Source organism: Micromonospora narathiwatensis (assembly GCF_900089605.1).
In the GTDB taxonomy this organism is placed as follows: domain Bacteria; phylum Actinomycetota; class Actinomycetes; order Mycobacteriales; family Micromonosporaceae; genus Micromonospora; species Micromonospora narathiwatensis.
Map to the genome: position 1 here is coordinate 6,550,053 of NZ_LT594324.1, position 23,646 is coordinate 6,573,698.

General features: G+C 72.7%; 21 protein-coding genes and 1 pseudogene. 12 read left to right on the forward strand and 10 right to left on the reverse strand.

Annotated features, from left to right (window positions below; translation table 11 throughout):
• Window positions 1–21 precede the first annotated feature (21 nt).
• The 4 genes and pseudogenes from GA0070621_RS29030 to GA0070621_RS29045 form a co-directional block, all read left to right on the forward strand.
• Complete coding sequence (locus GA0070621_RS29030) at window positions 22–1,293, forward strand: YibE/F family protein (RefSeq protein WP_091201700.1); 1,272 nt, start codon at window positions 22–24, stop codon at window positions 1,291–1,293.
• Between the two features lie 99 nt (window positions 1,294–1,392).
• Window positions 1,393–1,878: a septum formation initiator gene (locus tag GA0070621_RS29035; RefSeq protein WP_091201701.1), complete on the forward strand. Its 486-nt coding sequence runs from the start codon at window positions 1,393–1,395 to the stop codon at window positions 1,876–1,878.
• Window positions 1,879–2,139: 261 nt separating this feature from the next.
• Window positions 2,140–2,532: a cupin domain-containing protein gene (locus GA0070621_RS29040; protein ID WP_091201703.1), complete on the forward strand. Its 393-nt coding sequence runs from the start codon at window positions 2,140–2,142 to the stop codon at window positions 2,530–2,532.
• 189 nt (window positions 2,533–2,721) lie between these two features.
• Window positions 2,722–2,985 (forward strand): annotated as a pseudogene (locus GA0070621_RS29045) (glycoside hydrolase family 15 protein); the annotation flags it as partial.
• 6 nt (window positions 2,986–2,991) lie between these two features.
• Here GA0070621_RS29045 and GA0070621_RS29050 read toward each other — a convergent pair.
• Together GA0070621_RS29050 and GA0070621_RS29055 are read right to left on the reverse strand one after the other, a co-directional pair.
• Window positions 2,992–4,179, reverse strand: a complete 1,188-nt coding sequence (locus GA0070621_RS29050; protein ID WP_091201705.1) for a threonine synthase — start codon at window positions 4,177–4,179, stop codon at window positions 2,992–2,994.
• A gap of 8 nt (window positions 4,180–4,187) precedes the next feature.
• Window positions 4,188–5,222, reverse strand: a complete 1,035-nt coding sequence (locus tag GA0070621_RS29055) for a DNA polymerase ligase N-terminal domain-containing protein (protein ID WP_091201707.1) — start codon at window positions 5,220–5,222, stop codon at window positions 4,188–4,190.
• Between the two features lie 129 nt (window positions 5,223–5,351).
• Here GA0070621_RS29055 and GA0070621_RS29060 point away from each other — a divergent pair, with 129 nt between their 5' ends.
• Complete coding sequence (locus GA0070621_RS29060; protein ID WP_091201709.1) at window positions 5,352–6,137, forward strand: aldo/keto reductase; 786 nt, start codon at window positions 5,352–5,354, stop codon at window positions 6,135–6,137.
• A 96-nt stretch (window positions 6,138–6,233) separates the two neighbouring features.
• Here GA0070621_RS29060 and GA0070621_RS29065 read toward each other — a convergent pair whose 3' ends face one another.
• The 3 genes from GA0070621_RS29065 to GA0070621_RS29075 form a co-directional block, all read right to left on the reverse strand.
• The gene (locus GA0070621_RS29065; protein ID WP_091201711.1) at window positions 6,234–7,391 is read right to left on the reverse strand and encodes a GH12 family glycosyl hydrolase domain-containing protein; all 1,158 of its coding nucleotides are present in this window, start codon (window positions 7,389–7,391) and stop codon (window positions 6,234–6,236) included.
• Between the two features lie 197 nt (window positions 7,392–7,588).
• Complete coding sequence (locus GA0070621_RS29070) at window positions 7,589–8,944, reverse strand: IS4 family transposase (RefSeq protein ID WP_091201713.1); 1,356 nt, start codon at window positions 8,942–8,944, stop codon at window positions 7,589–7,591.
• A gap of 126 nt (window positions 8,945–9,070) precedes the next feature.
• On the reverse strand, window positions 9,071–9,871 hold the full coding sequence (locus GA0070621_RS29075) for an IclR family transcriptional regulator (protein WP_091201715.1): 801 nt from the start codon (window positions 9,869–9,871) through the stop codon (window positions 9,071–9,073).
• A gap of 176 nt (window positions 9,872–10,047) precedes the next feature.
• Between GA0070621_RS29075 and GA0070621_RS29080 the strand changes: the two genes are divergently transcribed.
• Both GA0070621_RS29080 and ctaD read left to right on the forward strand, forming a co-directional pair.
• Window positions 10,048–11,154 carry an FAD-dependent monooxygenase gene (locus tag GA0070621_RS29080; RefSeq protein ID WP_091201717.1) on the forward strand — a complete coding sequence of 369 codons (1,107 nt, stop codon included), beginning with the start codon at window positions 10,048–10,050 and terminating at the stop codon, window positions 11,152–11,154.
• 142 nt (window positions 11,155–11,296) lie between these two features.
• Window positions 11,297–13,057, forward strand: coding sequence for an aa3-type cytochrome oxidase subunit I (gene ctaD / locus GA0070621_RS29085; RefSeq protein WP_091201719.1), 1,761 nt, complete (start codon window positions 11,297–11,299; stop codon window positions 13,055–13,057).
• A 130-nt stretch (window positions 13,058–13,187) separates the two neighbouring features.
• Here the strand turns inward: ctaD and GA0070621_RS29090 are convergent, their stop codons facing one another.
• The 5 genes from GA0070621_RS29090 to GA0070621_RS29110 form a co-directional block, all read right to left on the reverse strand.
• Window positions 13,188–13,949 carry an alpha/beta hydrolase family protein gene (locus GA0070621_RS29090; protein ID WP_091201721.1) on the reverse strand — a complete coding sequence of 254 codons (762 nt, stop codon included), beginning with the start codon at window positions 13,947–13,949 and terminating at the stop codon, window positions 13,188–13,190.
• Window positions 13,950–14,025: 76 nt separating this feature from the next.
• Window positions 14,026–15,285 (reverse strand): MFS transporter, encoded by a 1,260-nt coding sequence (locus GA0070621_RS29095; RefSeq protein WP_091201723.1) that lies wholly within the window; start codon window positions 15,283–15,285, stop codon window positions 14,026–14,028.
• 64 nt (window positions 15,286–15,349) lie between these two features.
• Complete coding sequence (locus GA0070621_RS29100) at window positions 15,350–15,931, reverse strand: isochorismatase family protein (protein ID WP_091201725.1); 582 nt, start codon at window positions 15,929–15,931, stop codon at window positions 15,350–15,352.
• Window positions 15,932–15,941: 10 nt separating this feature from the next.
• Window positions 15,942–17,228 (reverse strand): nicotinate phosphoribosyltransferase, encoded by a 1,287-nt coding sequence (locus tag GA0070621_RS29105; protein ID WP_091201728.1) that lies wholly within the window; start codon window positions 17,226–17,228, stop codon window positions 15,942–15,944.
• A gap of 17 nt (window positions 17,229–17,245) precedes the next feature.
• Window positions 17,246–19,921 carry a LuxR C-terminal-related transcriptional regulator gene (locus tag GA0070621_RS29110; RefSeq protein ID WP_091201729.1) on the reverse strand — a complete coding sequence of 892 codons (2,676 nt, stop codon included), beginning with the start codon at window positions 19,919–19,921 and terminating at the stop codon, window positions 17,246–17,248.
• 230 nt (window positions 19,922–20,151) lie between these two features.
• Here GA0070621_RS29110 and GA0070621_RS29115 point away from each other — a divergent pair, with 230 nt between their 5' ends.
• The 5 genes from GA0070621_RS29115 to GA0070621_RS29135 all read left to right on the forward strand — a co-directional run bounded on the left by GA0070621_RS29115 (window position 20,152) and on the right by GA0070621_RS29135 (window position 23,639).
• Window positions 20,152–21,678 (forward strand): P-loop NTPase family protein, encoded by a 1,527-nt coding sequence (locus GA0070621_RS29115; protein ID WP_167667578.1) that lies wholly within the window; start codon window positions 20,152–20,154, stop codon window positions 21,676–21,678.
• Window positions 21,679–21,793: 115 nt separating this feature from the next.
• A complete protein-coding gene (clpS, locus tag GA0070621_RS29120; RefSeq protein WP_091201734.1) occupies window positions 21,794–22,084 on the forward strand; it encodes an ATP-dependent Clp protease adapter ClpS in 291 nt (96 codons plus the stop codon).
• 82 nt (window positions 22,085–22,166) lie between these two features.
• Entirely contained in the window at window positions 22,167–22,664 is a 498-nt protein-coding gene (locus GA0070621_RS29125) for a DUF2017 domain-containing protein (protein ID WP_197674122.1), read from the forward strand.
• Window positions 22,665–22,719: 55 nt separating this feature from the next.
• Window positions 22,720–23,208 (forward strand): Mov34/MPN/PAD-1 family protein, encoded by a 489-nt coding sequence (locus GA0070621_RS29130; RefSeq protein ID WP_091201738.1) that lies wholly within the window; start codon window positions 22,720–22,722, stop codon window positions 23,206–23,208.
• A 65-nt stretch (window positions 23,209–23,273) separates the two neighbouring features.
• Complete coding sequence (locus tag GA0070621_RS29135; RefSeq protein WP_091202983.1) at window positions 23,274–23,639, forward strand: MoaD/ThiS family protein; 366 nt, start codon at window positions 23,274–23,276, stop codon at window positions 23,637–23,639.
• Window positions 23,640–23,646 lie beyond the last annotated feature (7 nt).

Sequence of the window (23,646 nt, forward strand, 5' to 3'; positions counted from 1 at the left end):
GCCTCTCACCCGGAGCAACCGATGCACACCCACACCCGGCCCGTACCCGCGCCGCCGGTCGACCCGTCGCGGGACGCCGCGCGCCGTCGCCGGACCCTGGTGCTCCTGACCCTGATCGTGGCGCCGATGGCCGCGGCGACCCTGCTCGGGATGGCGCTGCTCTGGCCGGCCGGGAAACCGGAGAACACCAGCGCCACCGCGAGCGCCCGTAGCCTCAGCCACCCCGAGGCGACCGTGCAGAGCGTGTCGACGTACGACTGCCCCGCGGCCAACCAGCGGCCCGGCCCGGACGGCCAGCAACAGCTGGTGACCTGCGCGTCGGTGCAGGCAAAGCTGGAGACCGGGCCGGAGAGCGGCGCCAGCGTGACCGTCGACGTGTCGGCGGAGGCGTACCGCGCCGGCCTCGGACCGGGCGACCGGATCAAGGTGATGCGCGTCTTCAACCACCAGAGCGGCCCGGCCGTGTACGCCTTCTACGACTACTCGCGGAGCCTGCCCCTCGCGCTGCTCGCGGCGGCCTTCGCCGCGGCCGTCATCGCGGTGGCCAGGATGCGCGGGCTGAAGGCCCTCATCGGGCTCGGCGTCGCCTACCTGGTCATCGTCAAGTTCATGCTGCCCGCGTTGCTGGCCGGTGAGTCCGGCCTGCTGGTCGGCGTGGTCGGCGCGGCGGCGATCATGTTCGTCGTCATCTATCTCGCGCACGGCTTCTCGGCCCGCACCACCACCGCGCTGATCGGTACGCTGTTCGGCCTGCTGGCCACGGCCGGTATCGGGCTCTGGGCCGCCACCGCCGCCCACCTGACCGGCCTCGGTGACCACGACAGCACCGTGCTCGCCCTGTTCGACACCCGGATCAGCCTGCCGGAGATCGTGCTCTGCGGCGTCATCGTGGCCGGACTGGGCGTGCTCAACGACGTCACCATCACCCAGTCCTCGGCCGTGTGGGAGCTGCACGAAATGGGCTCGGACAGCTCCGCCCGCACCCTGTTCGGCAGCGCCATGCGGATCGGCCGCGACCACATCGCCTCGACCGTCTACACCATGGCCTTCGCGTACGCCGGGGCCGCCCTGCCCGTCATGCTGCTGATCAACGCCTACGACCGTCCGCTGCTCAACGTGCTCAGCACGGCCCAGATAGCCGAGGAGATCGTCCGGACGCTGGTCGCCTCCATCGGTCTGGTGCTCGCGATCCCGCTCACCACGGCGGTCGCCGTCGCGGTCGTCAAGGCCGTCGGAGTCGCGACGCCCACCCCGGCCCCGATCGGCGACGAGTCGCCGGCGGCCACCGGATGACCGACCCGGCCGCGCGGCCACAGCCGTCGCCGGAGCCGCACCGACTCTCTTAACCTTCCCCGGTGCCGGGCTTAACCTTCCTTCGGGGACACTCGGCGCATGGGCCGTCGACCGCTCCTCGCCGCCGTCGGATGGTTGGCCACCACCGTCGCCGCCACGCTCGTCGGGCTGGGCGCGATCCGGCTGGTCGGCGACGGCATCACCGGCACCCCTGGCGGCGTACGCGACCAGCGGGAGGTCGCCAGCGCACTCGCGTCACCCGAGCCGGCGCCCCCCGCGTCGGGCGGCCCGACCGGGAGCCCGACACCGACGGCCGCCCCGGCGAGCCCGACGCCGACCGTCAGCCCGACCGCCACCGCCGCCCAGCGAAGTTTCGCCACCCCCGGCGGTACGGCGGTCGCCGAGTGCGGCCCGGCCGGGGTACGCCTGGTCACCTGGTCGCCCCGCCAGGGCTACTGGGTCAAGGAGACTCCCGACCGGGGGCCGGACGACCACGTCGAGGTCCGGTTCGAGGGCCCGGCGGGTGAGCACGAGCTGAAGCTGCGGTGCGTCGGCGGGCAACCGGTCGCGGAGAGCCACGACTGAGTCCGGCGCGGACAGTCCCGGGTGGGAACGAGCGCACGGCGCCGCCCGACCTGGGTCGTAACGTCGCCGCGCTCTGGCCGTCTCCCACCACCGCAGCCGTACGGCGGTACGACAGCGGGGACTTGGCTCGACCGGCCCAGTGTGAACCGGTCCTGGGGGACCTGATCCCCGCCGAGGAGGGATCCAAACCACGGAGAGTGGCAAATTCCACCATCTGCGCGTCCCGGCTTCACCGCCCCGTGGACCGGGTATGTGCGCGCCATGGAGCATTTCACGATCGCGACCGCCGCCGAGAAGAGTCCGGAGTTCCGTCGGGTGCTGTGGACCGGAGGACACACCCAGCTGGTCATCATGACGATTCCGCCGGGCGGGGAGATCGGCGAGGAGGTCCACGAGGGCATCGACCAGATCCTCACCTTCGTCAGCGGCACCGGCGAGGCCCGGGTCGCCGGTGAGCGCAAGGAGGTCGTCTCCGGTGACCTGGTGGTCGTACCGGCCGGGACGAAGCACAACTTCGTCAACACCGGCCCCAACCCGCTCGTCCTCTACACCGTCTACGGCCCGCCCGACCATGCCGACGGGGCCGTGCACCGGACCAAGGAGGAGGCCGAGGCGGCCGAGGCGGCCGGCCAGGACGAGCCGCCCACCTCCTGACCGGCACGGCTGAACGCGACGGCTCCGGGTACCCGGAGCGGGTGCACCAGCCGGCGATCTCCGACTACGGATTCCTCTCCGACTGCCGCTCCGGGGCCCTGGTCGGCCGGGACGGATCGATCGACTGGTGGTGCCCGGACCGGTTCGACGCCCCGTCGGTCCTGGGCCGGCTGCTCGATCACCGTCGACGGCCTGGTACGGCGCTGGAGCACCGACCCGGCGGGCTTCGTGCTCTGCTCGTTCTGGCTGGTGCACTGCCTGATGAAGGCGGGAGAACCGGAACGGGCCCGGGTGCTGTTCGAGAACGTCCTCGGGCACGCCAACGACCTGGGACTCTTCGCCGAGCAGATTGACCTGGACAGCGGTGCGCAGCTCGGCAACATGCCCCAGGCGCTGTCGCACATCGGCATGATCAACGCGGCCTGGCGGCTGACCAACCCGACCGCCGAATGAGCCGGGTCACACCAGCGGCACGCCGGAGACGTCCACCGTCTCCGGGTACTTCAGCCCCGCGCCGGTGTTCAACACCACCACCCGCTCGTCGGCCCGGATCCATCCCCCGGCGCGCAGTTGCCGGGCGGCGGTCAGGCAGGCGGCCCCCTCCGGGCAGAGCAGCAGGCCCTCCCGTCCGGCGAAGTCGCGCAGGTCGGCGAGGATCTCGGCGTCGTCGACGGCGATCGCGGTCCCGCCGCTGTCCCGCAGCGCGGCGAGGATCAGCTCGTCGCCGAGCGGGGACGGCACGGTGATGCCGAACGCCAGCGTGCGCGCGTCCGTCCACGGGGTGGCCCGCGGCTCGCCGGCCGCGAACGCCCGCACGATCGGGGCGCAGCCGGTGGACTGCACCGCCACGAGCCGGGGCAGCTTGTCCTCCACCCAGCCCAGCTCGCGCAGCTCGTGCAGCGCCTTGTGGATACCGATCAGCCCGACCCCGCCGCCGGTCGGATAGATGATCACGTCGGGCACCTGCCAGCCGAGCTGCTCGACGATCTCGTACCCCATGGTCTTCTTGCCCTCCAGGCGGTACGGCTCGCGCAGCGTGCCGGCGTCGAAGATCCGCCCGTCCGACTCGGCGACCAGCCCCGCCACCCACCGCCCGGCGTCGCTGATCAGGCCGTCCACCAGGCGCAGGTCGGCCCCGGCCGCGACGCACTCCCGCCGGCAGATGGTGGGCGCGTCGAGCGGCATGGCGATGGTCGCGCCCATTCCGGCCCGAGCCGCGTACGTTGCCCAGGCCGCCCCGGCGTTGCCGTTGGTCGGCATGGCGATCCGCTCGACGCCCAGCTCCCGGGCCCGGCTCACCCCCACCGCCGCGCCCCGGGCCTTGAACGACCCGGTCGGGGTCAGCCCCTCGTCCTTCACGATCAGTTCCGCGATCCCGATCTCGGCGCCGTACGCGGGGGCGCGCAGCAGCGGCGTCCAGCCCTCGCCGAGCGTGGTGACGAAGCGGGGATCGGCCACCGGCAGCAGCTCCCGGTAGCGCCACAGGTCGGCCGCGCGGAGGCCGAACTGCTCGGGGGTCACCGACGCGGCCACCGCGGCCAGGTCGTAGCGGGCCAGCAGCGGGGAGCCGCAGTCGCACAGGTTCTGCAACGTCGCCGCCGGGCGCTCCCGGCCGCAGCGCGGGCACTCCAGGTGCGTCAGGTGCACGATGCTCCTCAGCTCGTGTCGATGCTCAGCCAGTGCCGGCTGCGCCGACCCGGCTCGTACGGGGAGTCGAGGCGCTTGGCCACCACGCCCGGGAGCCCCTGCTCGCCGGCGGTCCGCAGGGCGTCCGCGCCGACACCCGGGAACCACGGCGGAGTCTGCCAGTGCCGTCCGGTGAGCGCCAGACCGTCGAGCAGCTCGCGGCGCTGGGCGTACGGCACGTCGAGGGTGGTCACGCCCTCCAGCCAGAGCAGGTCGACGGCGAGGAACTGGCCGTCCCGCTTGGTGGGCGCCCTGACCCGCCCGGCCGGGTCGATACGGACCAGCACGCCGTCCAGCACCGCCTCGGTGGGTGCCAGCTCCTCGGCCATCGCGCGCAGCCACGGGTACGCCCCGGTGATCTCCTCGTCGGCCTCGTCCAGCAGTCGCAGCCGGCCGCCCGAGACGTACGCCAGCGCCCGTACGCCGTCCCAGCGCAGCTCGTAGCCCCACTCCGCCCCGTCCTTCGGGAGCCGTTTCCCGGGTGTCGGACGCATCGGGCGGACCAGTTCGGGCATCGGCGTCCAGCCCTCCGGCGCCGGGTCGGTGCGCCGGACCATCCAGTCCCGGCCCCGGCCTCCGGTGGCGAACAGCACGTACCGGCCGTTCGTCCGCTTCCCGTCGAGCACCACGATCACCTCGTCGTCGCGCCACTTCTCGGCGCGGTAGGTGCCGGTGTCGTGGATGGTCATCCGTCCGCCGCCGTACTCGCCGGCCGGGATCTCACCGTGGAAGGTCAGGTACTCCATCGGGTGGTCCTCGGTGTGCACGGCGAGGTGGTTGCGGCCGGGGTCGCGGGGCAGGCCGCGCGGCACCGCCCAGGAGGCGAGCACGCCGTCGTGTTCCAGGCGCAGGTCCCAGTGCAGGCTGCGGGCGTGGTGCTGCTGGATGACGAAGCGGGGCCTGCGCCGGGAGGGCCGCCTCCGCCGTGGGCCCTGTTCCGGCAGAGGCTCGGGGGTACGCGCCGCGTCCCGCTTCCGCCGGTACTCCTCCAGCCGGTCAGCCACTCCCGCATTGTCCGGCACACCGGGGGAGTCGGCACGGCGGATCGTCCGGTTCCTGCCAGGGCGTAACGGTCCGCGGCCCTGCCGGTGAGCGGCGGCATGGCTGGGGCGATCACGGGTAGAACAGCCGCCATGACCAGCCCTGAACAGCCCACCGTCCTGCTTCCCGGCGAGGTCCGGATGCCGCTGCTCGGTTTCGGCACCTGGCAGGCCACCGGCGAGGCCGGGTACGCCGCCGTGCTCGCCGCCCTCGACGCCGGCTACCGGCACATCGACACCGCCACCATGTACGGCAACGAGCGGGAGGTCGGCCGGGCGGTCAAGGAGAGCGGGCTGCGCCGGGAGGACGTCTTCATCACCACGAAGCTGCCGCCTGAGCGGGTGGGCCGGGAGCGGGAGACCATCGAGGCGAGCCTGGCCGCCCTGGACACCGACCACGTCGACCTGTGGCTGATCCACTGGTCGCCGACCTCGCCGGGCGAGGGCATCCCGGTCTGGCGGGAGTTGCTCGCCGCCCGCGACGAGAACATGGCGCGGGCCGTCGGGGTGAGCAACCACAGCATCAGCCAGATCGACGAGCTGATCCAGGCCACCGAGGAGAATCCGGCGGTCAACCAGATCCGGTGGAGCCCGTCGCTCTACGACCGGCAGGTGCACGCCGCGCACCGGGACCGCGGCGTGGTGCTGGAGGGCTACAGCCCGCTCCGGACCACCGACCTGTCCGATCCGGTGCTGGTCCGGATCGCCGCGGCGCACAACGTCTCGCCCGCGCAGGTGGTGCTGCGCTGGCACATCGACCACGAGACCGTGGTCATCCCCAAGTCGGTGACGCCGGACCGGATCCGGGCCAACGCCGACGTCTTCGGTTTCTCGCTGACCGCCGAGGAGATGCGGGACATCGACGCTCTCGGCGGCTGACCTCGGCGGACCGGGCCGGCGGCTGCTGTCGGGAGGCCCGCCGGCCCGGTGCGGGGCGCGGTCGACGGACCGCGCCCCGTTCCGTTCGTCGCCCGGTCAGGACCGGGCGCAGGCGACGCCGTTGAGGGTGAAGCTGGTCGGCGACGAGTACGTGCCGTTCAGCGTGCCCTGGTAGCCGAAGGCGGTCGAGGCGCCCGGCGCGAGAGTGCCGTTGTAGTTGAGGTTCTTGGCGGTCACCGCGGACCCGCTCTGGGTGACGGTGGCGTTCCACGAGCTGGTGATCTGCTGTCCGCTCGGCAGGTTGTAGGTGAGCGTCCAGCCGTTGATCGTCGACGAGCCGTTGTTGGTGATCTGCACGTCGGCGGTGAAGCCGTTGTTCCAGGAGTTCGGGGTGTACTTCACCGCGCAGCCGCCGGCCGGCGGGTTGGTGGTCGGCGGGGTCGTGGTCGGGGGCGCGGTGGTCGGCGGGGCCGTCGTCGGCGGGGTGGTGCTGCCGCCGGTGTTGACGCTCTGCGAGAAGGAGCTGACCGCCAGGCCCACGCCGCCCTGCCACGGCTCGAAGCCGGCCTGGATGCTGGTCAGATACCAGTCGCTGGTGATCGCGCCACGGCTGCGGGTGTCGTTGATGAACGCCATGGCGTCGAAGCTCAGGCTGGGGATCGCCGACGAGGACACGTACGAGATGACGTTGTTGGAACCGTTGCTGCCCCGCCAGACCTCCCAGCTCCGCCCGGCGAGCGTGGTGTTGCCCACCACGGAGCCGATCGGCTGGATCGGGCCCTGCCGGTTGAACCAGATCATGATCTCCATCTGGTTCACCCCGTCCCGCTTCGGACTGGGGTCGAGCCAGATGTCGTACGCGGCGTCGTAGGTGGCGCCGCTGACGTAGTTGTAGCTGATGCTGCTCGGGGCGCTGCTGATGTTCTTCACCTGGACCGGCAGGTTGGTGCCGGGCGAACAGTTCGTGTAGTGGCAGCCCACGAAGATCGACGGGTAGGAGACCGGGGCACCGCTGGTGTTGCCCACCCCGTCCTGCCGGGTGATGGAGAAGCCGGTGGAGGTGACGTTGATGCAGTGCTGGGCGGTGGTACCCCAGCGGTTGTTCTGTACGACGTACTTGCCGCCGATGGTGGTGGACCCGTACTGCTCGCAGATCTGGGTGTCGGCGGAGGCGGTGCCGCCGAGGACGACGGCGACGAGCGTGCCGGCGGCCAACAGACCGGCGGCCGCGAGGGCCCTCAGGGGACGCTTCATGATGCTCCTTGGCTTCGGCGCGCGGCGCCGGATTTCGGGTCGGGACAGGCGCCGGGAGCGCTCCCACGCTCCGTAATCACATTTACATGCTTGAAACTGTGGCGCAATGGGACGGGTCAACGGAACGAAAGATTCGTTCACCGTTGCGAACGGCGGTCTAGAAGCAACGCCGTTCAGTTAGGGCGGTGGCTGGTTGGTCAAGGGTCGTTGCTGATGACGTCGATGCTGGTGGTGGCTTTGTAGGTGCGGCGGTCGATGTTCGGTCCGCGGGCCTGGTACTTGGAGTTCGAGCGTTTGATCATGCGGGTTTTCGTGCGGATGCGGCGGTCGGGCAGCAGGTTGGCCAGGACGCGTTCGCCGATGACGCCGACCAGGTCGATGACGGTGTCGGCGATGACGCCGGCGGCGTGCATGATCTGGTCGCGGGCGGCGTGGAGGGCGGTGGTGAAGCTGGCGCGGTCCGGGTCGAGGCCGGGGCGGCTGTCGGTGGCGTCGACCATGGCGGTGCGTAGTAGTTGGTAGACGATCAGCAGGGCGTGGATCTCCTGGTCGACGCCGTCGGGAGTACGGGCGCGTAGGACCCGGCCGCCGAGGATGGTGGACTTCAGTTCCAGGTAGGCGGTCTCGATCTCCCACCGCTGGTGGTAGAGGCCGACGAGGTCGGCGGCCGGGTAGTGACGCGGGTCGAGCAGGGTGGTGATGAGCCGGTAGTCGCCGGTGTGGCTGCCGGCCGTGGTGGTGATGCTGATCCGGGCCTCGATGATCCGTACTGGCCGGCTGCCGATGACCGACAGCCAGGAGCCGTCGTGGTAGCGGCGGATCAGCGGGAGTTTCCGGCCGTTCTTGCAGCGGATCAGCAGGTCCGCTCCGGTCGCGGCGAACGCGGTGATCAGGTCGGCGGCGGCGTAGTTGCGGTCGGCCAGTAGCAGCATCCCGGCGCGTAGGCTGCGGACGAGCTGCCGTGCCTGGACGGTCTCACCGGTGGTGCTGGGGTCGAACACGGCGTCGATGACCGAGCGGGTGCCGCAGGTCAGCAGCGCGCTCAGCCGCAGTGTCGGGTAGCCGGAGCCGCCGTTGTTGCACCGGTGTTTGACGTAGCGACGCAGGTTGGCCGTCGAGTCCGCGACAGCGAGCACGGTGCCGTCGACGACGACCGGCAGGAGGCCCCGCCACCACACCTGTCCGACAGCGCTGGTCGCGGCCGGGCCACGAAGCACGTCGAACAAGGCTCGCAGCGGGGCTACGCCGAGTCGTTGCCGGGCCTGCCGCAAAGCGCTGACGCAGGGGTCGGCCACCGGCAGCCCGTGCAGGCCGGCCACGAGTTTCGCCCACACCTGCCGGTAGCCGAGATCGGCGAACAAACAGCCGGCCAGCAGCAGGTACACCACCACCCGGGCTGGCAGCAACCGGATCCGTCGCTGCGTACGCCGAGTCGCGGCCAACACGTCATCGACCATCTCGAACGGCAGCAGACGGGTCAGTTCACCGAGGTGACCGGCCGCGAACGGCCCGGCAGCTACCGTGACCGTCCGGGTTATGGCAATCTGATCCACCGAGCGGGGTTCCTGGTTCGGGTTGTCTTGGAGTGACAAACCTTGATACCGGAACTCCGCTTCTCACTTCCTGATCAACACACCCCTTGACCAGCCCCGCCCACGCCTAACTGAACGGCGTTGGGTCTAGAAGTCCTCGCCGAGCAACGCCCGCGCCGCGCGTACCTGGGCCGCCGCGGCGCGCAACGCCGCCGCCACCCGGCGCTGCGTCGCCGGCCCGAGCCGGCTGACCGGCGCCACCACCGCGAGCGCGTCCACCGCGGGGTCGCGCAGGGGTATCGCCACCGCCACCCCGGCCAACCCCGGCCCGCTCTCCTCCTCCTCGACCGCCCAGCCCCGCCGGCGGACGGCGGCGAGTTGGGCGCGCAGCTCCTCGGGACGGGTGGTGGTCCGCTCGGTGAGCGCCGGCAGCGGCCAGCTGAGCAGCCGATCCACCGCGTCGTCCCGCAGCTGGGCGAGCAGCGCCCGACCGGCCGCGGTGGCGTGCGCCGGCAGCCGGGCGCCGAGCGGGACGTGCGGTCGCAGCGCGTGGACCGACTCCCGTTTGGCCAGCACCACCACCGTGTCGCCGTCGCGCCGGCACAGCTGCACCGTCTCGCCGAACCGGGCGGCCAACTGGTCCAGCAGCACCCCGAGCGATCCGCCCGCGTCCGCCCCGGCCAGATAGGCCGCACCGACCTGGAGCGACCGCAGGCCCAGGCCGAAGCGGGTCCCGGTGGAATCGGCCGCGATCCAGCCGCGGCCGAGCAGGGTCTGCAGGATGCCGTGCAGGCTGCTCTTGGGGATGCCCAGGCTCCGGCTCAACTCCACCAGCGACCGCGGCCCGGCCGGGTCGGCGAGGGCCTCCAGCACGTCGAGGGCACGACCCGCCGACTTCACCGGGTGCCGTGCCTCGCCCACCGCCACGGCGGCCACTCTAGTGACCATCGATACGTCCGGGGAGCCTCCGGCGCTGACGGAACGACGTTCAGCAGGCCGGTCAGGGTTTCCGGAAGGCGGGAGAGGCGGTCGGGCTGAGCCGATTGGCCCTGGCGTGCACTGATTGCGACGAGTAATGTCTTGCCTCCAACGCGTGCCGAACCCCTCCGGAGGCGTACCCAACGATGGGTGGTTTCCCCCTGCGCATCCTCGTCGTCGGCGCGGGCATCGCCGGTCTCGCCGTGGCCCGGGCACTGCGCCTGGCGGGGTTCCGACCCGACGTCACCGAGAAGCTGCCCCCCAGCGAGCGGGGCGACGTAGGCCTCTACCTGCCGGGTAACGCGGCGCGGGCGCTGCGCCGACTCGACCTGGACGGCCCGGTGCGCCCGCTCGGCCACGTCATCCACCGCCAGCGCTTCCTCGACGCCGCCGGCGCGCCGCTCTGCGAGGTCGACCTCGACGCCCTCTGGGCCGAGGTGGGCGAGTGCCGGGCGCTGCCCCGCGCCGAGCTGCACCGGGTCCTGCTCACCGGGGCCGGCGGCGCCGTCCGGCACGGCGCCGAGATCAGCACCGTCGAGCCGCTGCCCGGCGGCGTCGCGGTCGGCTTTACCGACGGCACCTCCGGGGAGTACGACCTGGTCATCGGTGCCGACGGGCCGCGCTCGACGGTGCGTACCCTGGCCGCGCTCGGCGGGCCGCCCCGCCCCGTCGGGCAGGTGGTCTACCGGGCGGTGGTCCGGGGCGGCCCGCCGGTCGCCGACTGGACCGCCCTGCTCGGCGAGCGCGCCGGCTTCCTGGTGGTGCCGATCGGCGCCGGCCGGCTGCACTGCTACGCCGACGAGGCCGGCACCGCGTTGCCGGCCGACCCGCTGGCCCGGCTGCGCGAGCTGTTCGGCGACTACGGCGGCCCGGTCCCCGACGTCCTCGACGCGCTGGACACGGTGCACGCCGAGCTGACCGAGGAGGTCGAGCTGGGGCGCTGGTTCCACAATCGGGTGCTGCTCGTCGGCGACGCCGCGCACGCCACTGCGCCGACCCTGTCCCAGGGTGCCGCGATGGCGCTGGAGGACGCCGTGGTGCTCGCCGAGTCGCTGCGGGCCGCCGGCAGCGTGGAGGCCGCGCTGATCGCGTACGAGAGCCGGCGACGGCCGCGTACCCGCTGGGTGCGGGACCGGACCCGGGACCGCAACCGGACCCGGGACGTGCCGCCCGCGCTGCGCGACCCGTTGCTGCGCGGACGCGGCGGGCGCATCTTCCAGGAGCACTACCGGCTTCTGGTGGACCCGCTCTAGGTCGACCGGCAGGGCGGCGGTGATCGTAGCCGCCCACCCCCGGCGGCGCTGCCACCTGCCGGGGACTATCCTCCTTGCGGATGACGGCTGCGCAGATGACCAGCGCGTGCCGAGCGGGACAACCCAGAACCGGAGGCCACTCGTGACCACCGTCGCACCCAAGCCGGTCGTGACCCGGCCCTGGCCGGTCCGCGAGCCGGTCAAGGGGTCGGCCCTCGCGCGGCTGCTGCGTACCACGGACGCGAAGCAGATCGGGATCATGTACATGGTCACCGCGTTCGCGTTCTTCATGATCGGCGGCGCGATGGCCCTGATCATGCGCGCCGAGCTGGCGCGGCCGGGCCTGCAGTTCCTGTCGCCCGAGCAGTACAACCAGCTCTTCACCATGCACGGCACGATCATGCTGCTGTTCTTCGCGACGCCGATCGTGTTCGCTTTCGCGAACTACGTGGTGCCGCTGCAGATCGGCGCGCCCGACGTGTCGTTCCCCCGCCTGAACGCGTTCGCCTACTGGCTGTACCTGTTCGGCGGCACCATGGCCACCGCCGGCTTCATCGCCCCGGGTGGCGCGGCCGACTTCGGCTGGACGGCGTACACGCCGCTGAGCACCGCCGAGCACTCGCCGGGCGTCGGTGGCAACCTGTGGGTGGTCGGCCTGGTCGTCTCGGGTCTGGGCACCATCCTCGGCGCGGTCAACCTGATCACCACGATCCTGACCCTGCGCGCCCCCGGTATGACCATGTTCCGGATGCCGATCTTCACCTGGAACATGCTGGTCACCAGCCTGCTGGCCATCCTGATCTTCCCGCTGCTGGCCGCCGCGCTGATGGCGCTCGCCGCGGACCGCCTGATCGGCGCCCACGTGTACGACCCGGCCACCGGTGGGCCGATGCTCTGGCAGCACCTGTTCTGGTTCTTCGGGCACCCCGAGGTCTACATCATCGCGCTGCCGTTCTTCGGCATCATCTCCGAGATCATCCCGGTCTTCTCCCGGAAGCCGATCTTCGGTTACAAGGGCCTCGTCGCCGCGACCATCGCCATCGCCGCCCTGTCGATGAGCGTGTGGGCGCACCACATGTTCGCCACCGGCCAGGTGCTGCTGCCGTTCTTCAGCTTCCTCAGCTACCTGATCGCCGTGCCGACCGGTATGAAGTTCTTCAACTGGATCGGCACCTTGTGGCGGGGCCAGATCACCTTCGAGACGCCGATGCTCTTCGCCGTCGGCTTCCTGGTCACGTTCCTCTTCGGCGGTCTGACCGGCGTGCTGCTCGCCAGCCCGCCGCTGGACTTCCACATCCACGACTCGTACTTCGTGGTGGCGCACTTCCACTACGTGCTCTTCGGCACGATCGTGTTCGCCGTGTTCGGCGGCATCTACTTCTGGTTCCCGAAGATGTTCGGCCGGATGCTCGACGAGCGGCTCGGCAAGATCCACTTCTGGCTCACCATGATCGGCTTCCACACCACCTTCCTGGTGCAGCACTGGCTCGGCGCCGAGGGCATGCCGCGGCGGTACGCCGACTACGCGGCCAACGACGGCTTCACCATGCTGAACACGATCTCCACCGTCGGCGCGTTCATCACCGGTATCTCGACCCTGCCGTTCATCTGGAACTGCTGGAAGTCGTACAAGGCCGGTCCGGTGGTCGAGGTCGACGACCCGTGGGGCTACGGCAACTCGCTCGAGTGGGCCACCACCTCGCCGCCGCCGCTGCGCAACTTCGACCGGATGCCGCGGATCCGCTCCGAGCGGCCGGCGTTCGACGTCAAGTTCCCGGAGCTGGCCGCCGGGGTGCACGCCCTGGCCGGCCCGCCGGAGGGCGGCGCCAAGCCGCTGACCAGCGAGGCCGACGGTGGTGCCAGCTACGTGGAGGACACCTCCGGCAACCGCGACCAGCGCTGACACCGAGCGTCGGGCAGGGGCCCCTTCTCACCGGGAACGGTGGGACGGGGCCCCTCTCGTGTTCCGGCCTGCCGCCGGCGAGCCCGGTCGCGGCCCCCGGCCGGACGCGGGACCTGCGGGTGGCGAACACTCAGGCCGGCGGGGCGTAGCTGTCGAGGAACTGGGTCACCCGGTCGCGGAGCTCGACGCTGCCGGTCTCCGGGTTGAGCAGGTTCACCCCGTGGGCGCTGGTCGGTACCAGCACCAACTGCCGCTGCGTGGTCGATGGAGTGGCGGCGTACATCTGCCGCGCCGACTCCGCGAAGCTCGTCTCCAGCTCACCCGCGCCGTAGAGCACCGGGACGGTGATCTTCGGGGCCGCCGCGGCGGCGTCCGCGTCCTGGTAGCCGGTGGGCGGTGACAGGGCGACGACCGCGACCGGCGCCGGGCTGAGAGTCGGCGCGGCGGCCAGCACCGCGGCACCGCCCATCGACCCGCCGGCCAGCACGATCCGGCTGGCGCCGTCAGCGCGCAACGCGCCGGCCGCCGCCTCGACCTGCCGGCCCAGCGGCACCCCGTGGCCCCGGGAGACACCGGACCCGGCGAAGTCGAAGGCGAGCACGCGGTAGCCCCGGTCGGCCAGTTGCTGCCCGTAGGGCAGCCACTGGCAGACGTCGCCGCCGGCCATGTGCGCCAGCACCACCCCCGTGCTCCCGGCGCCGAGGACGACCCCGCCCAGTTCGGCGTCGATCTCCCCGCCGAACTCGATCTGCCGGCCGCTCCCGGCGAACTCGGGGCAGCCAGTGCCCGCGTTGAGCCCGGTCGGCTTCGGCGCCGGCGGGGGGTCGTCGGTGCAGGAGACCAGCCCCACAGCGAGGGCCACGGCGATCAGGCGTTGGGCGGCGAGCTTCATGGCGGCTCCTCGAGGAGGTGATGGAAGCGCTCCCAATCCTCCCGGCCGCAAGCTCCTCGTGGGATCCCGCTCCCGCCTACCGTGTCGAAGCCGTTACCGCCGGCCCGAGCGGCTCCGGCCCGGCCACCGGCTCCGCCGGCACCGCCGCCTCGCCCGGCCGGTCGGCCGACATCCGCCGCTCGCGCAGCTCGACGAGCAGCACGACGAGCGCGACGAGCAGCCCGATCGCGCCGGTCACCGCGAAGCCCCAGAGCGGCGCCGAGGCGTCGATCACCGCGCCGGCGAGCGGGGCACCCACCGCGATCCCGACCGTCACGGCCGAGCCGTGCAGGCCCATCGCCTCACCGCGTACGGCGGCCGGGACGAGCCGGCTGACCGCGTCGGAGGTCGAGGCGATCGTCGGCGCGCAGAGCGCCCCGGCCGGGACCAACGCCAGGCAGAGCAGCCACCAGTGCGCCCCGCCCAACCCGACCGGGATCGTGGTGAGGCTGAGCACCGCCATCAGGGCCAGCGGGGAGAAGGTGCGGCTGACCGCGCCGTAGGCGAAGCCGCCCACCAGCGACGCCACCGCCCACACGGTCAGCACGGCACCGGTCCACCCGACCTCGCCACCGGCGCGCAGCACGGCGACCACCGCCACGTCCGTGCCGCCGAGCACCAGGGTGGCGGCCAGGCTCACCGCCAGCACGGCGAGCAGCCGGGGCGTCAACCACTCGCGGCGGGGCACCTTCCGGTACGGGCCGGCCGGCTCGTCGGCACCCCGGGTCGGCGGGTTGAGCAGCCAGAAACAGATCCCGGAGGAGACGATCCCGGCGCCGACCGCCCACATGGTGAAGCGGGAGGAGACGGCGGTCGCCAACGCCACGGCCAGCGCCGGACCGACCATGAACGACAGCTCCACCGACATCGAGTCCAGCGCGTACGCCGGGCGGCGCCGCTCGGCCGGAACCAGCGCGGCGACCGACTGCCGGACCACCGAGAAGACCGGCAGCGCGACCAGCCCGGCCAGGAACGCGGCCGGCAGCAGCACCGCGTACGACAACGCCGGCGCGGCGGCCCAGAAGACACCTTCGGCGATCGTGGTCAGGACGAGCACCGGGCGCAGCCCGCGCCGGTCGACCAGCCGCCCGAGCAGCGGGGAACCGAGCGCGGCGCCGACGGTCGACGCGGCGCCGACCAGCCCGGCGGCACCGTACCCCCGGCCGAGGTCGAGCACGACGTGGAAGGTGAGCGTCACCCCGGTCGCGGTGAGCGGGATGCGGGCCAGCACCGACACCAGCAGCAGCGACCGGAGACCGGGCAGGGCGAGCGCCTCACGGTAAGGTTTCAAGTTCACGACGGTCCGTACCTCCGGCGGCCATCCTCGGTCCGGGGTACGACAGTCGCAAGCGATTAGCCGGTCAAGCGGTCCTGATCACAGGATCACCGACCATGGTCACCCCGGCGCCCGCCAACGCCCGCAGCGCCACGTCGAGCGTCTCCGGCGCGACCGCGGCGGTGAGATCCAGCAGCACCGTGGTCCGGAAGCCCTCGTGGGCGGCGTCCAGCGCGGTCGCCCGTACGCAGTGGTCGGTCGCGATCCCGACCACGTCCACCCGGTCGACGTCGTGCCGGCGCAGCCAGTCGGCCAGGCACTCGCCGTCCTCCGCGTGCCCCTCGAAGCCGGAGTACGCGGCGGCGTGCTCGCCCTTGTGGAAGATCGCCTCCACCCGCCCGGTGTCCAGGTCGGGGTGGAACTCCGACCCCCGCGTGCCCACCACGCAGTGCCGCGGCCAGGTGTCGACGTAGTTCGGCGGGTCGCCGAAGTGCGCCCCCGGGTCGACGTGGAAGTCCTTCGTCGCCACCACGTGGTCCCAACGGCCCGGCTCGGCGGCGAGCAGCCGGGAGATGCCGGCCGCCACGCCCGCCCCGCCGGCCACCGCGAGGGAACCGCCCTCGCAGAAGTCGTTCTGCACGTCCACGACGATCAAGGCGTTGCTCACCGCGTCCTCCTCAGTCTGCTGGTACGACGGTCACCGGGACGGCCGGATCGCCGCCGGACAGCTTCAGACCCTCCCAGGGGATGGAGATCAGGCACTGCCGCAGGTGCTCCCGCGACTCGTCCAGGGTGGGGCGCGCGACCGGCTCGCCCTCGACGATGAAGGAGCGCTGGAGCAACCGGTCGTTGGGCTGCCGGTCCGGCACCCCCTGCGGCACGACGATCTCCTCGGTGGCGGTGCCGCTCGGCTTGTGCCGGCGTACGGCCACCTTCCGGCCGCCGATGGTGGCCTTGTGCTCCGAGCGCTTGACCACCGCGCGCCCGTCGACCTCGACCAGCTTGTAGACCAGCCCGGCGGTCGGCGCGCCGGAGCCGGTCACCACGGCGGTGCCGGCGCCGTACATGTCGACCGGCTCGGCGGCGAGCGCGGCGATGGCGTACTCGTCGAGGTCGCCCGAAACGATGATCTTCGTCTCGGTCGCGCCGAGCGAGTCGAGCAGTTCCCGGCACTGCTGGGCGATCACCGCGAGGTCGCCCGAGTCGATCCGGACCGCCCGCAGTTCCGGCCCGGCCACCGCGATCGCGTTGCGGATGCCCTCGCTGATGTCGTACGTGTCGACCAGCAGCGTGGTGTCCTTGCCCAGCGTGGCGACCTGCGAGGCGAACGCCGCCCGCTCGTCGTCGTGCAACAGGGTGAACGCGTGCGCGGCGGTGCCGGCGGTCGGGATGCCGTACCGCTGGCCGGCGGCCAGGTTGGAGGTGAACCGGAACCCGGCCAGGTACGCCGCCCGAGCGGCGGCCACCGCCGCCTCCTCGTGCGCCCGGCGGGAGCCCATCTCGATCAGCGTCCGGCCCCGGGCGGCGGTGACCATCCGGGCGGCCGCCGCGGCGACCGCGCAGTCGTGGTTGAGCACCGACAGCACCAGCGTCTCCAGCACCACGCACTCGGCGAAGCCGCCGGAGACGGTGAGCAGCGGCGAGTTGGGGAAGAACAGCTCACCCTCGGCGTACCCGTCGACGTCGCCGGTGAATCGGTAGTTGGCCAGCCACTCGGCGGCCCGGTCGTCCACCACCCCGGTACGGCGCAGGAAATCGATCTCCTCGGCGTCGAACCGGAACTCCCGGATCAGGTCGATCAGCCGGCCCGTACCGGCCACCACGCCGTAGCGCCGGCCCGCCGGCAGGCGCCGGGTGAACACCTCGAAGGCGCAGTGACGGTCGGCGGTGCCGTCGCGCAGGGCGGCGCTGACCATGGTCAGCTCGTAGTGGTCGGTCAGCAGTGCGGGGCGAACGGTGCTCACGGTACCCAGCCTAGGGTTCAGGCCGGATCGGTGCCGTCCTGGCCCGGTAGCGACCACAGCGCGGCCCGCAGCTCGCCCCGACCGGCCACCCCGAGCTTGGTGTAGACCCGCTGAAGGTGGTTCTCCACCGTACGCGTCGACAGGAAGAGCCGCTCGGCGATGGCCCGGCTGGTCTCGCCCTCGGCGGCGAGCCGGGCGATCTCCAACTCGCGTTCGCTCAGCGCCGGTCGGAGCAGCCGCAGCGCCGGCGTGTCGACCTGGTCGCAGCGGCGCAGCAGGGCGGCGAGCCGTTCCCGGGCCGGGCCGGTCGCGCCGGCGCGGTCGCGCATCCGGTGCAGGGCCATCGCGGTCGCCTCGGCCGCGTACACGGTCAGGTCCCGGGCGGTGAAGTCGTCGGCGACGGCGAGCAGGTCGTCGGGGGAGTCCTCGGCCGCGGCGCGGGCGTACCGGGCGACCAGCGGTGGCAGCATCCCGTCGATCCGCTCGGAGAGCTCGGCGAGCCGCTGCGCCACGGTACGCCGGCCGCCGTCGGTGCAGGTCGGACCGACCGGCGCGGTGGCCCGGTCGAGGCGGACCAGGTCGAGCAGAACCAGCAGTTCGTGACCGGCGAGGCCGTCCTCGCGCAGCCGGTCGGCCAGCGCGCTGAGCTGCTTGGTGGCCGCCGGCAGGTCGCCGGCGACGGCGTGCACCGCGCCCCGGGCCTGTTCCAGCCACGGGTACAGCACCGCCATCCCCGGCGCGTGGGTGCGGTCCGCTTCGGTCATCGCCTCCGCCGCGTGCGTCGCGTCGCCGCGCAGGGCCGCCGCCTGGGCGCGCTCGGCGTGCGCCAGCCCGGCGTAGACCCGGCTGGTCGCCAGGACCGCGCACGCCCCGAGGCTGGTCTTGAGCGCCTCGTCGCCGCGCCCGCGCAGCCGTGCCGCGTACGCCTGGAGGATGGCCAGGTAGCCGGTGCCGAGCCGGAAGTCGCCCGCGCCGGCCAGGTCGGCGAACTCGTCGGCCACGATCGCGTCGATGCCGGCCAGGTCGGCGGAGAGCGCCAGCCGGGTACCCCGGGCCAGTTCCATCGCGAGTTGGAGGTACGGCATGTCGCCGCGCCAGCGCGTCGCCTCCGCCTGCACCCGGGCGATCGCGGTGGCGCTGCGCCGGTACTGGCCCTGCGCGGAGTGCAGGTGGGCGATCGTGCACCGGGCCAGTTCCCGGGCGGCCATCGGCGAGGCCGGCCGGTCCAGCACCGCCTGGGCGAGCCGCAGCGCGGTGCCGGTGTCCAGCCGGTGCAGCCGCATGATCGCCTCGAAGGCGCGGACCCGGGCCTGGTCGGCCGAGTCGGTCAGCGTGTCGCCGCGCGCGGCGATCTCCTCCACGGTGGACTCCCGGCTGAGCCCCCAGTAACTGACCATGCCGCGGACGGTCAGCCAGCGGCTGTGCCGCGGGCCGTCGCGGACCTCCCGGGCGACCGAGTCGAGCACCTGGATCGCCTCCTCGGGCTGGTCGCCGAACATCAGGATGGTGGCGAGCAGTTCGGCCGCGTCGGGACCGCCGTCGGCGTCCAGCGCCGCGCGGGCCAGCCGGGTCGCCAGCGGCACGTCGTACCGGCCGAAGGCCTGGGCCGCCGCGCCGAGCAGCAGCGCCGGGTCCTGTGCCGTACCCGAGTCGAGCCGCCACACCGCGACCCGCAGCAGGTCGTCCCGGCGGCGGGTGCCGACCTGCTCCAGCAGCCCGGCCAGGGTGGCCTGCAGCCGCCGGGTACGGCTGACCGGGCACTGCCGGCGCATCACCTCGCCGTAGAGCGGGTGGGCCAGCCGGACGTCCAGCCGCCGGTCGTCGTGCACCAGGCTGATCAGGCCACGTTCCTCGGCGGCCTCGACGTCGGCCGGGTCGACCGCTTTCTCCAGCAGTTGCAGGCCGAGCGGCTCGCCGAAGGCGACCAGCTCGACCACCGACCGCACGCCGGAGGTGAGCTGGCCGATCCGGGTGTCGATCAGGTCGGTGAGGCTGGGTGCCAGCTCCAGCCGGCCGGTCCACTTCCAGATCCCGTACGTGCGGCTCAGCTCGTCGCCGCCGGAGGCGGCCAGCACCAGTTCGCGCAGCAGCAGCGGGTTGCCCGCGGAGAGCCGGAACAGCCGCTGGGAGGACTTCGCGTCGACCGGTCCGCCCAGGATCGCGGCGAGCAGCCCGGTGGTCTCGGTCGGGCCCAGCGGGTCCAGCTCGATCAGGTCGACCAGGTCGTCGGTCCACAGGGCGCGGATCGGCAGCGGGATCTGCTCACCGTCGCGTAGCGTGCCGATCACGGTGGCGTTCTCCGCGCGGGCGATGAGGTGGACCAGCGCCGCCGAGGGCGGGTCGAGCAGGTGTACGTCGTCGATGGCGAGCACGATCGGCCGGCCGGCGGCCTGTTCCTGGAGCAGGTCCACGGCCCAGCGGAGGATGCCGGCCGGGGAGAGCCCCTGCGGCTGCTCGGCGGGGAGCACCTGGACCAGCCCGCCGAAGGGCAGCGTGGCGGTGGTGGCGCTGGCCGAGACGGACCAGACCGCGTACCGGTCGGTGGGGAGGTTGGTCACTCCCTCGCGCAGCAGTCGGCTCTTGCCGACCCCGGCCTTGCCGCTGAAGAGCAGTCCGCGTCCCTCGGGGTCGCCGACCGCCGACAACAGACGGTTGAGCTCATCCGTTCGGCCGACGAAGTCCCACCGACTCATCGGTGCAGCATATCGACGGTAATCCGTCCGCGCGCGGATCGTCACGCAACGAAATTGAGTAACCTGTTCATTACCCATAAGTATCTGGAGTGTTCGGTGTCGGGTGTCCGACACCCGTACTCTTCCGGCATCCGGGCGAAGTGACCGGATTTCCCACGCGACCGGCCCGCAACCCGGTCGCCTGATCGGGAGGCCGCGTGATGAAGCCGGGTTCTCTCCCCTCGGCTGGCGTGCCCCGACCAGCCGAGTTGTCGCCCTGGGCGCCGCTGCCCAGCCGGCCCGGGGCGGCCGGCCCTGGCCCCGACGATCCGCTGGCCGTCGTCGTCGTGGGTCCGGCCGGTGCCGGCCGCCGGCAACTGCTCGCCGGCCTGCTCGGGCTGGAGCCCGGGATGCTGACCGTGCCGGCCGGCAGCTACCTGCTCGTCAACCACGGCAAGGCGCCGGCCCGCGCCGCGTACGTGCCGGGCTACCGCCAGCCGCACTCGTACGGCCCCGGTCCGCTCGCCCCCGGTCCGGCGCTCGCCCGCCCGCCCCGGCGGGTGGAGCTGAGCCTGCCCGACCCGCTGCTGCGCCACTTCGCGTTGCTCGACACGCCGGACACCGGCTCGCTCGGCGTCGCCGCCACCCGGGTGCTGCTCGACGCGGTGAGCCGGGCCGGCGCCCTGCTGTTCGTGATCTCCGCCGACCAGGCGTTCACCGCCGCCGAGCTGGACCTGCTGGCCGAGGCGGCCCGTGCCCGGGTCGAGGTGGTCTTCGCGGTCACTCCGGGGGCCGCCGGCTGGGCGACCGTGGCGGACGGCCCGACGACGACGGACGACACGGGGGCGTCCGTCGCGTCGGCCGGCCCGCCGGCGCCACGGGTGGCGGGGCAGCTGTTCGACCCGGTGCAGGTCTCGGTCGGGACGCACCGCGCCGCCGTGCTGTCCGCGGTGCCCGCCCTCGCCGCGGCCCGCTGGTACCCCGTGCGGCAGGTCGACGACCAGGCCCTGCGCTTCGCCCTGGTGGGCTGGGCGGCGGACGAGGGGCTGCGCCGCGGCAGCGCCCACCCGCCGGAGCCGCCGGGCGCGTACGGCCGGGTGTCCGTCGTGCCGGGGCTCGACGCCGGCGACGTCGCCGAGCGCCTGGACCGCCAGGTCCGCACCTGCGCCCAGCGGATCCGCCAGCACCTCGCGCTGGAGTTGGCCAACATCCACCTCCGGGTGGTGCAGGAGATCGTCTTCGGGGTCGGCTGCGCCGGTCTGCCGCAGCTCTTCGACCAGGAGATGGAGGCGCTGTCGCAACTCGCCACCGCCCGTTGCGACGCGGCGGTCCGCGGCATCGTCGACGACGCGGCGGCCGGGGTCTTCGGCGCGCCCCTGGCCGAGGGGGTGCGCCGCCGGATCATCCACGCCGTCCGATGGGGCCTCGCCGACCACCCGGCCGGCCGGGAGCTGGACCGGGTGCTCCTGGTCACCAGCACGGCCGGGGTGGCCGGGCTGGCCGGCGACGGCGCGCTCGACGCGCTGGTCTCCTTCCCCGGCGCGGTACGCGACGAGGCGCTGCCTCCGGTCGGGGTGGCCCTGTCCGGCGGCTGCTGGCAGCAGTGGCGCGTGCCCGGCGGCGACGACCCGAACGCCGCGCGTTCCTGGGCGCAGCGGGCGTTGCGCGAGGTCGAGCTGGAACTGACCCGCGAGGTGTCGCGGCGCTTCGAGGCGGTCCGGCTCTCATTCGGCGCGGTGCTCACAGATGCTGTCGACCACGGCATTCTGCTCGCCTGAGGTGGGCGTCGCCGGCCGGTCGCCCGGGTCGCCGTACGCGGCCCGGGTGGGTGAACCGGGCCGGCCCGGCGTTCCGATTCATCGGTCGCCCGGATCCGGTGGCACGATGGGGGGCATGGCGGCTCCGCAGGTTGCGCCGGTCGAGACGCCGGACACCGATGAGGTGCCGGTCTCCGACCGGCCGTGGGTGACGATTGTCTGGGACGATCCGGTCAACCTCATGACGTACGTCACCTGGGTCTTCCAGAAGCTCTTCGGCTACAGCCGGGAGAAGGCCGAGCAGCTCATGCTGGACGTGCACCACAAGGGCAAGGCCGTGGTCTCCAGCGGGGCCCGCGAGCGGATGGAGCACGACGCGTCGCAGCTGCACGCGTACGGGCTCTGGGCGACGGTGGACCGGTCGTGAGCGAGCGTGGCAAGCGAATCATCAGACTCGACGCGGTGAAGGCTCACGCCGGCGCCGACCGCAGGGAGGCGTTGGCGTGAGCATGTTCCGCCGCTACGGCGACCGCTACGTGGCCACCTTCGCCGTGGACGAGGTGCGCGTGCTGCGCAAGGTCGCCTCCGAGGTGGTCGGCCTGCTCACCGACGGCTTCGACCACGGCGATCCGGTGGTCGGCCGGCTCTTTCCCGAGGTCTACCCGGAGGACGCGGCGAGCACCGCGGAGTTCCGCCGCTACACGGAGGGCGACCTCAAGACCGCCAAGATCGACCAGGCCGGCGCGATCCTCGCCGCGCTGCCCGGCGGGGAGGTCGGCGGCGAGGTGCGCCTGGACGCCGAGGCGGCCGAGGCGTGGCTGCGCGCGCTCAACGACGCCCGGCTGGCGATGGGGGTCCGGCTGGAGATCAAGGACGGCACCGACGTGGGGGAGGAACTCGACGAGGCGGTGGCCGTGGATCCGACCTCCTCCAGGGTGTTCCAACTGTCGGTATACGCGTACCTGGGATATCTGCAGGAATCCCTGCTCAACGCCCTGATCGACTGAGTCGTGACGGTTACCACCTCGCCGCCCACGACCGGCAGAGGCTAGGCTGGTCGGCGTGCTGAGCATCGACCGGTCGATCATCGACGCGATCGTGGCCCACGCGCGTCGGGACCACCCGGACGAGGCGTGCGGCGTGGTCGCCGGCCCCGCCGGCAGCGACACCCCGACCCGGCACATCCCGATGGAGAACGCCGCCCGCTCCATGACGTTCTACGAGTTCGACTCGATGGAGCAGTTGCGGTTGTGGCGGGAGATGGACGACCGCGACGAGGAGCCGGTCGTCATCTACCACTCGCACACCGCGACGGAGGCCTACCCGTCCCGTACGGACATCTCCTTCGCCGGCGAGCCGGGGGCACACTACCTGCTCGTCTCGACCCGCGAGCCCGACACGGAGGAGATCCGCTCCTTCCGCATCGTCGACGGCGTGGTCACCGAGGAGCCGGTCCGGATCGTGGATGCCGCCGTGGACCCGCACGCCGTCCAGTCCTACATGTTCGGGCAGAGCCCGGCGACGGTCGACTACGAGTGTTCCGGCAGCTGACTCCCCAGCGCCGGCACCTCTTCTCTCTTCCCGTCACCTGGCACGACCCGAACAAGGAGCACAGCATGGCCATCGAGGTTCGCATCCCCACCATCCTGCGTAGCTACACCGGCGGCGCCAAGGCCGTCGAGGGCGCCGGCGACACGCTGGCCGACCTGCTCGCCGACCTGGACAGCCGGCACGCCGGCCTGAAGGCCCGGCTGGTCACCGACGCCGGCGCGCTGCACCGGTTCGTCAACGTCTACGTCAACGACGAGGACGTCCGTTTCCTGGGCGCGCTCGACGCCAAGCTCAACGACGGCGACAGCGTCACCATCCTGCCGGCCGTGGCCGGCGGCGCGTTCGGCTTCGCCGCGGCGGCGGCGATCGCCCAGCACAGCGCCGCGGCCGGCGCGATCGCCCGGCACCCCGCCGCAGCACGTACCCGCTGAGGGCGGC

Bases quoted from the DNA above. Each gene is read 5' to 3' on its own strand.
- GA0070621_RS29030 (WP_091201700.1), top strand. From the start codon at position 22: ATGCACACCCACACCCGGCCCGTACCCGCGCCGCCGGTCGACCCGTCG.
- GA0070621_RS29035 (WP_091201701.1), top strand. From the start codon at position 1,393: ATGGGCCGTCGACCGCTCCTCGCCGCCGTCGGATGGTTGGCCACCACC.
- GA0070621_RS29040 (WP_091201703.1), top strand. From the start codon at position 2,140: ATGGAGCATTTCACGATCGCGACCGCCGCCGAGAAGAGTCCGGAGTTC.
- GA0070621_RS29060 (WP_091201709.1), top strand. From the start codon at position 5,352: ATGACCAGCCCTGAACAGCCCACCGTCCTGCTTCCCGGCGAGGTCCGG.
- GA0070621_RS29065 (WP_091201711.1), bottom strand. From the start codon at position 7,391: ATGAAGCGTCCCCTGAGGGCCCTCGCGGCCGCCGGTCTGTTGGCCGCC.
- GA0070621_RS29075 (WP_091201715.1), bottom strand. From the start codon at position 9,871: ATGGTCACTAGAGTGGCCGCCGTGGCGGTGGGCGAGGCACGGCACCCG.
- GA0070621_RS29080 (WP_091201717.1), top strand. From the start codon at position 10,048: ATGGGTGGTTTCCCCCTGCGCATCCTCGTCGTCGGCGCGGGCATCGCC.
- GA0070621_RS29090 (WP_091201721.1), bottom strand. From the start codon at position 13,949: ATGAAGCTCGCCGCCCAACGCCTGATCGCCGTGGCCCTCGCTGTGGGG.
- GA0070621_RS29110 (WP_091201729.1), bottom strand. From the start codon at position 19,921: ATGAGTCGGTGGGACTTCGTCGGCCGAACGGATGAGCTCAACCGTCTG.
- clpS (WP_091201734.1), top strand. From the start codon at position 21,794: ATGGCGGCTCCGCAGGTTGCGCCGGTCGAGACGCCGGACACCGATGAG.
- GA0070621_RS29125 (WP_197674122.1), top strand. From the start codon at position 22,167: ATGTTCCGCCGCTACGGCGACCGCTACGTGGCCACCTTCGCCGTGGAC.
- GA0070621_RS29135 (WP_091202983.1), top strand. From the start codon at position 23,274: ATGGCCATCGAGGTTCGCATCCCCACCATCCTGCGTAGCTACACCGGC.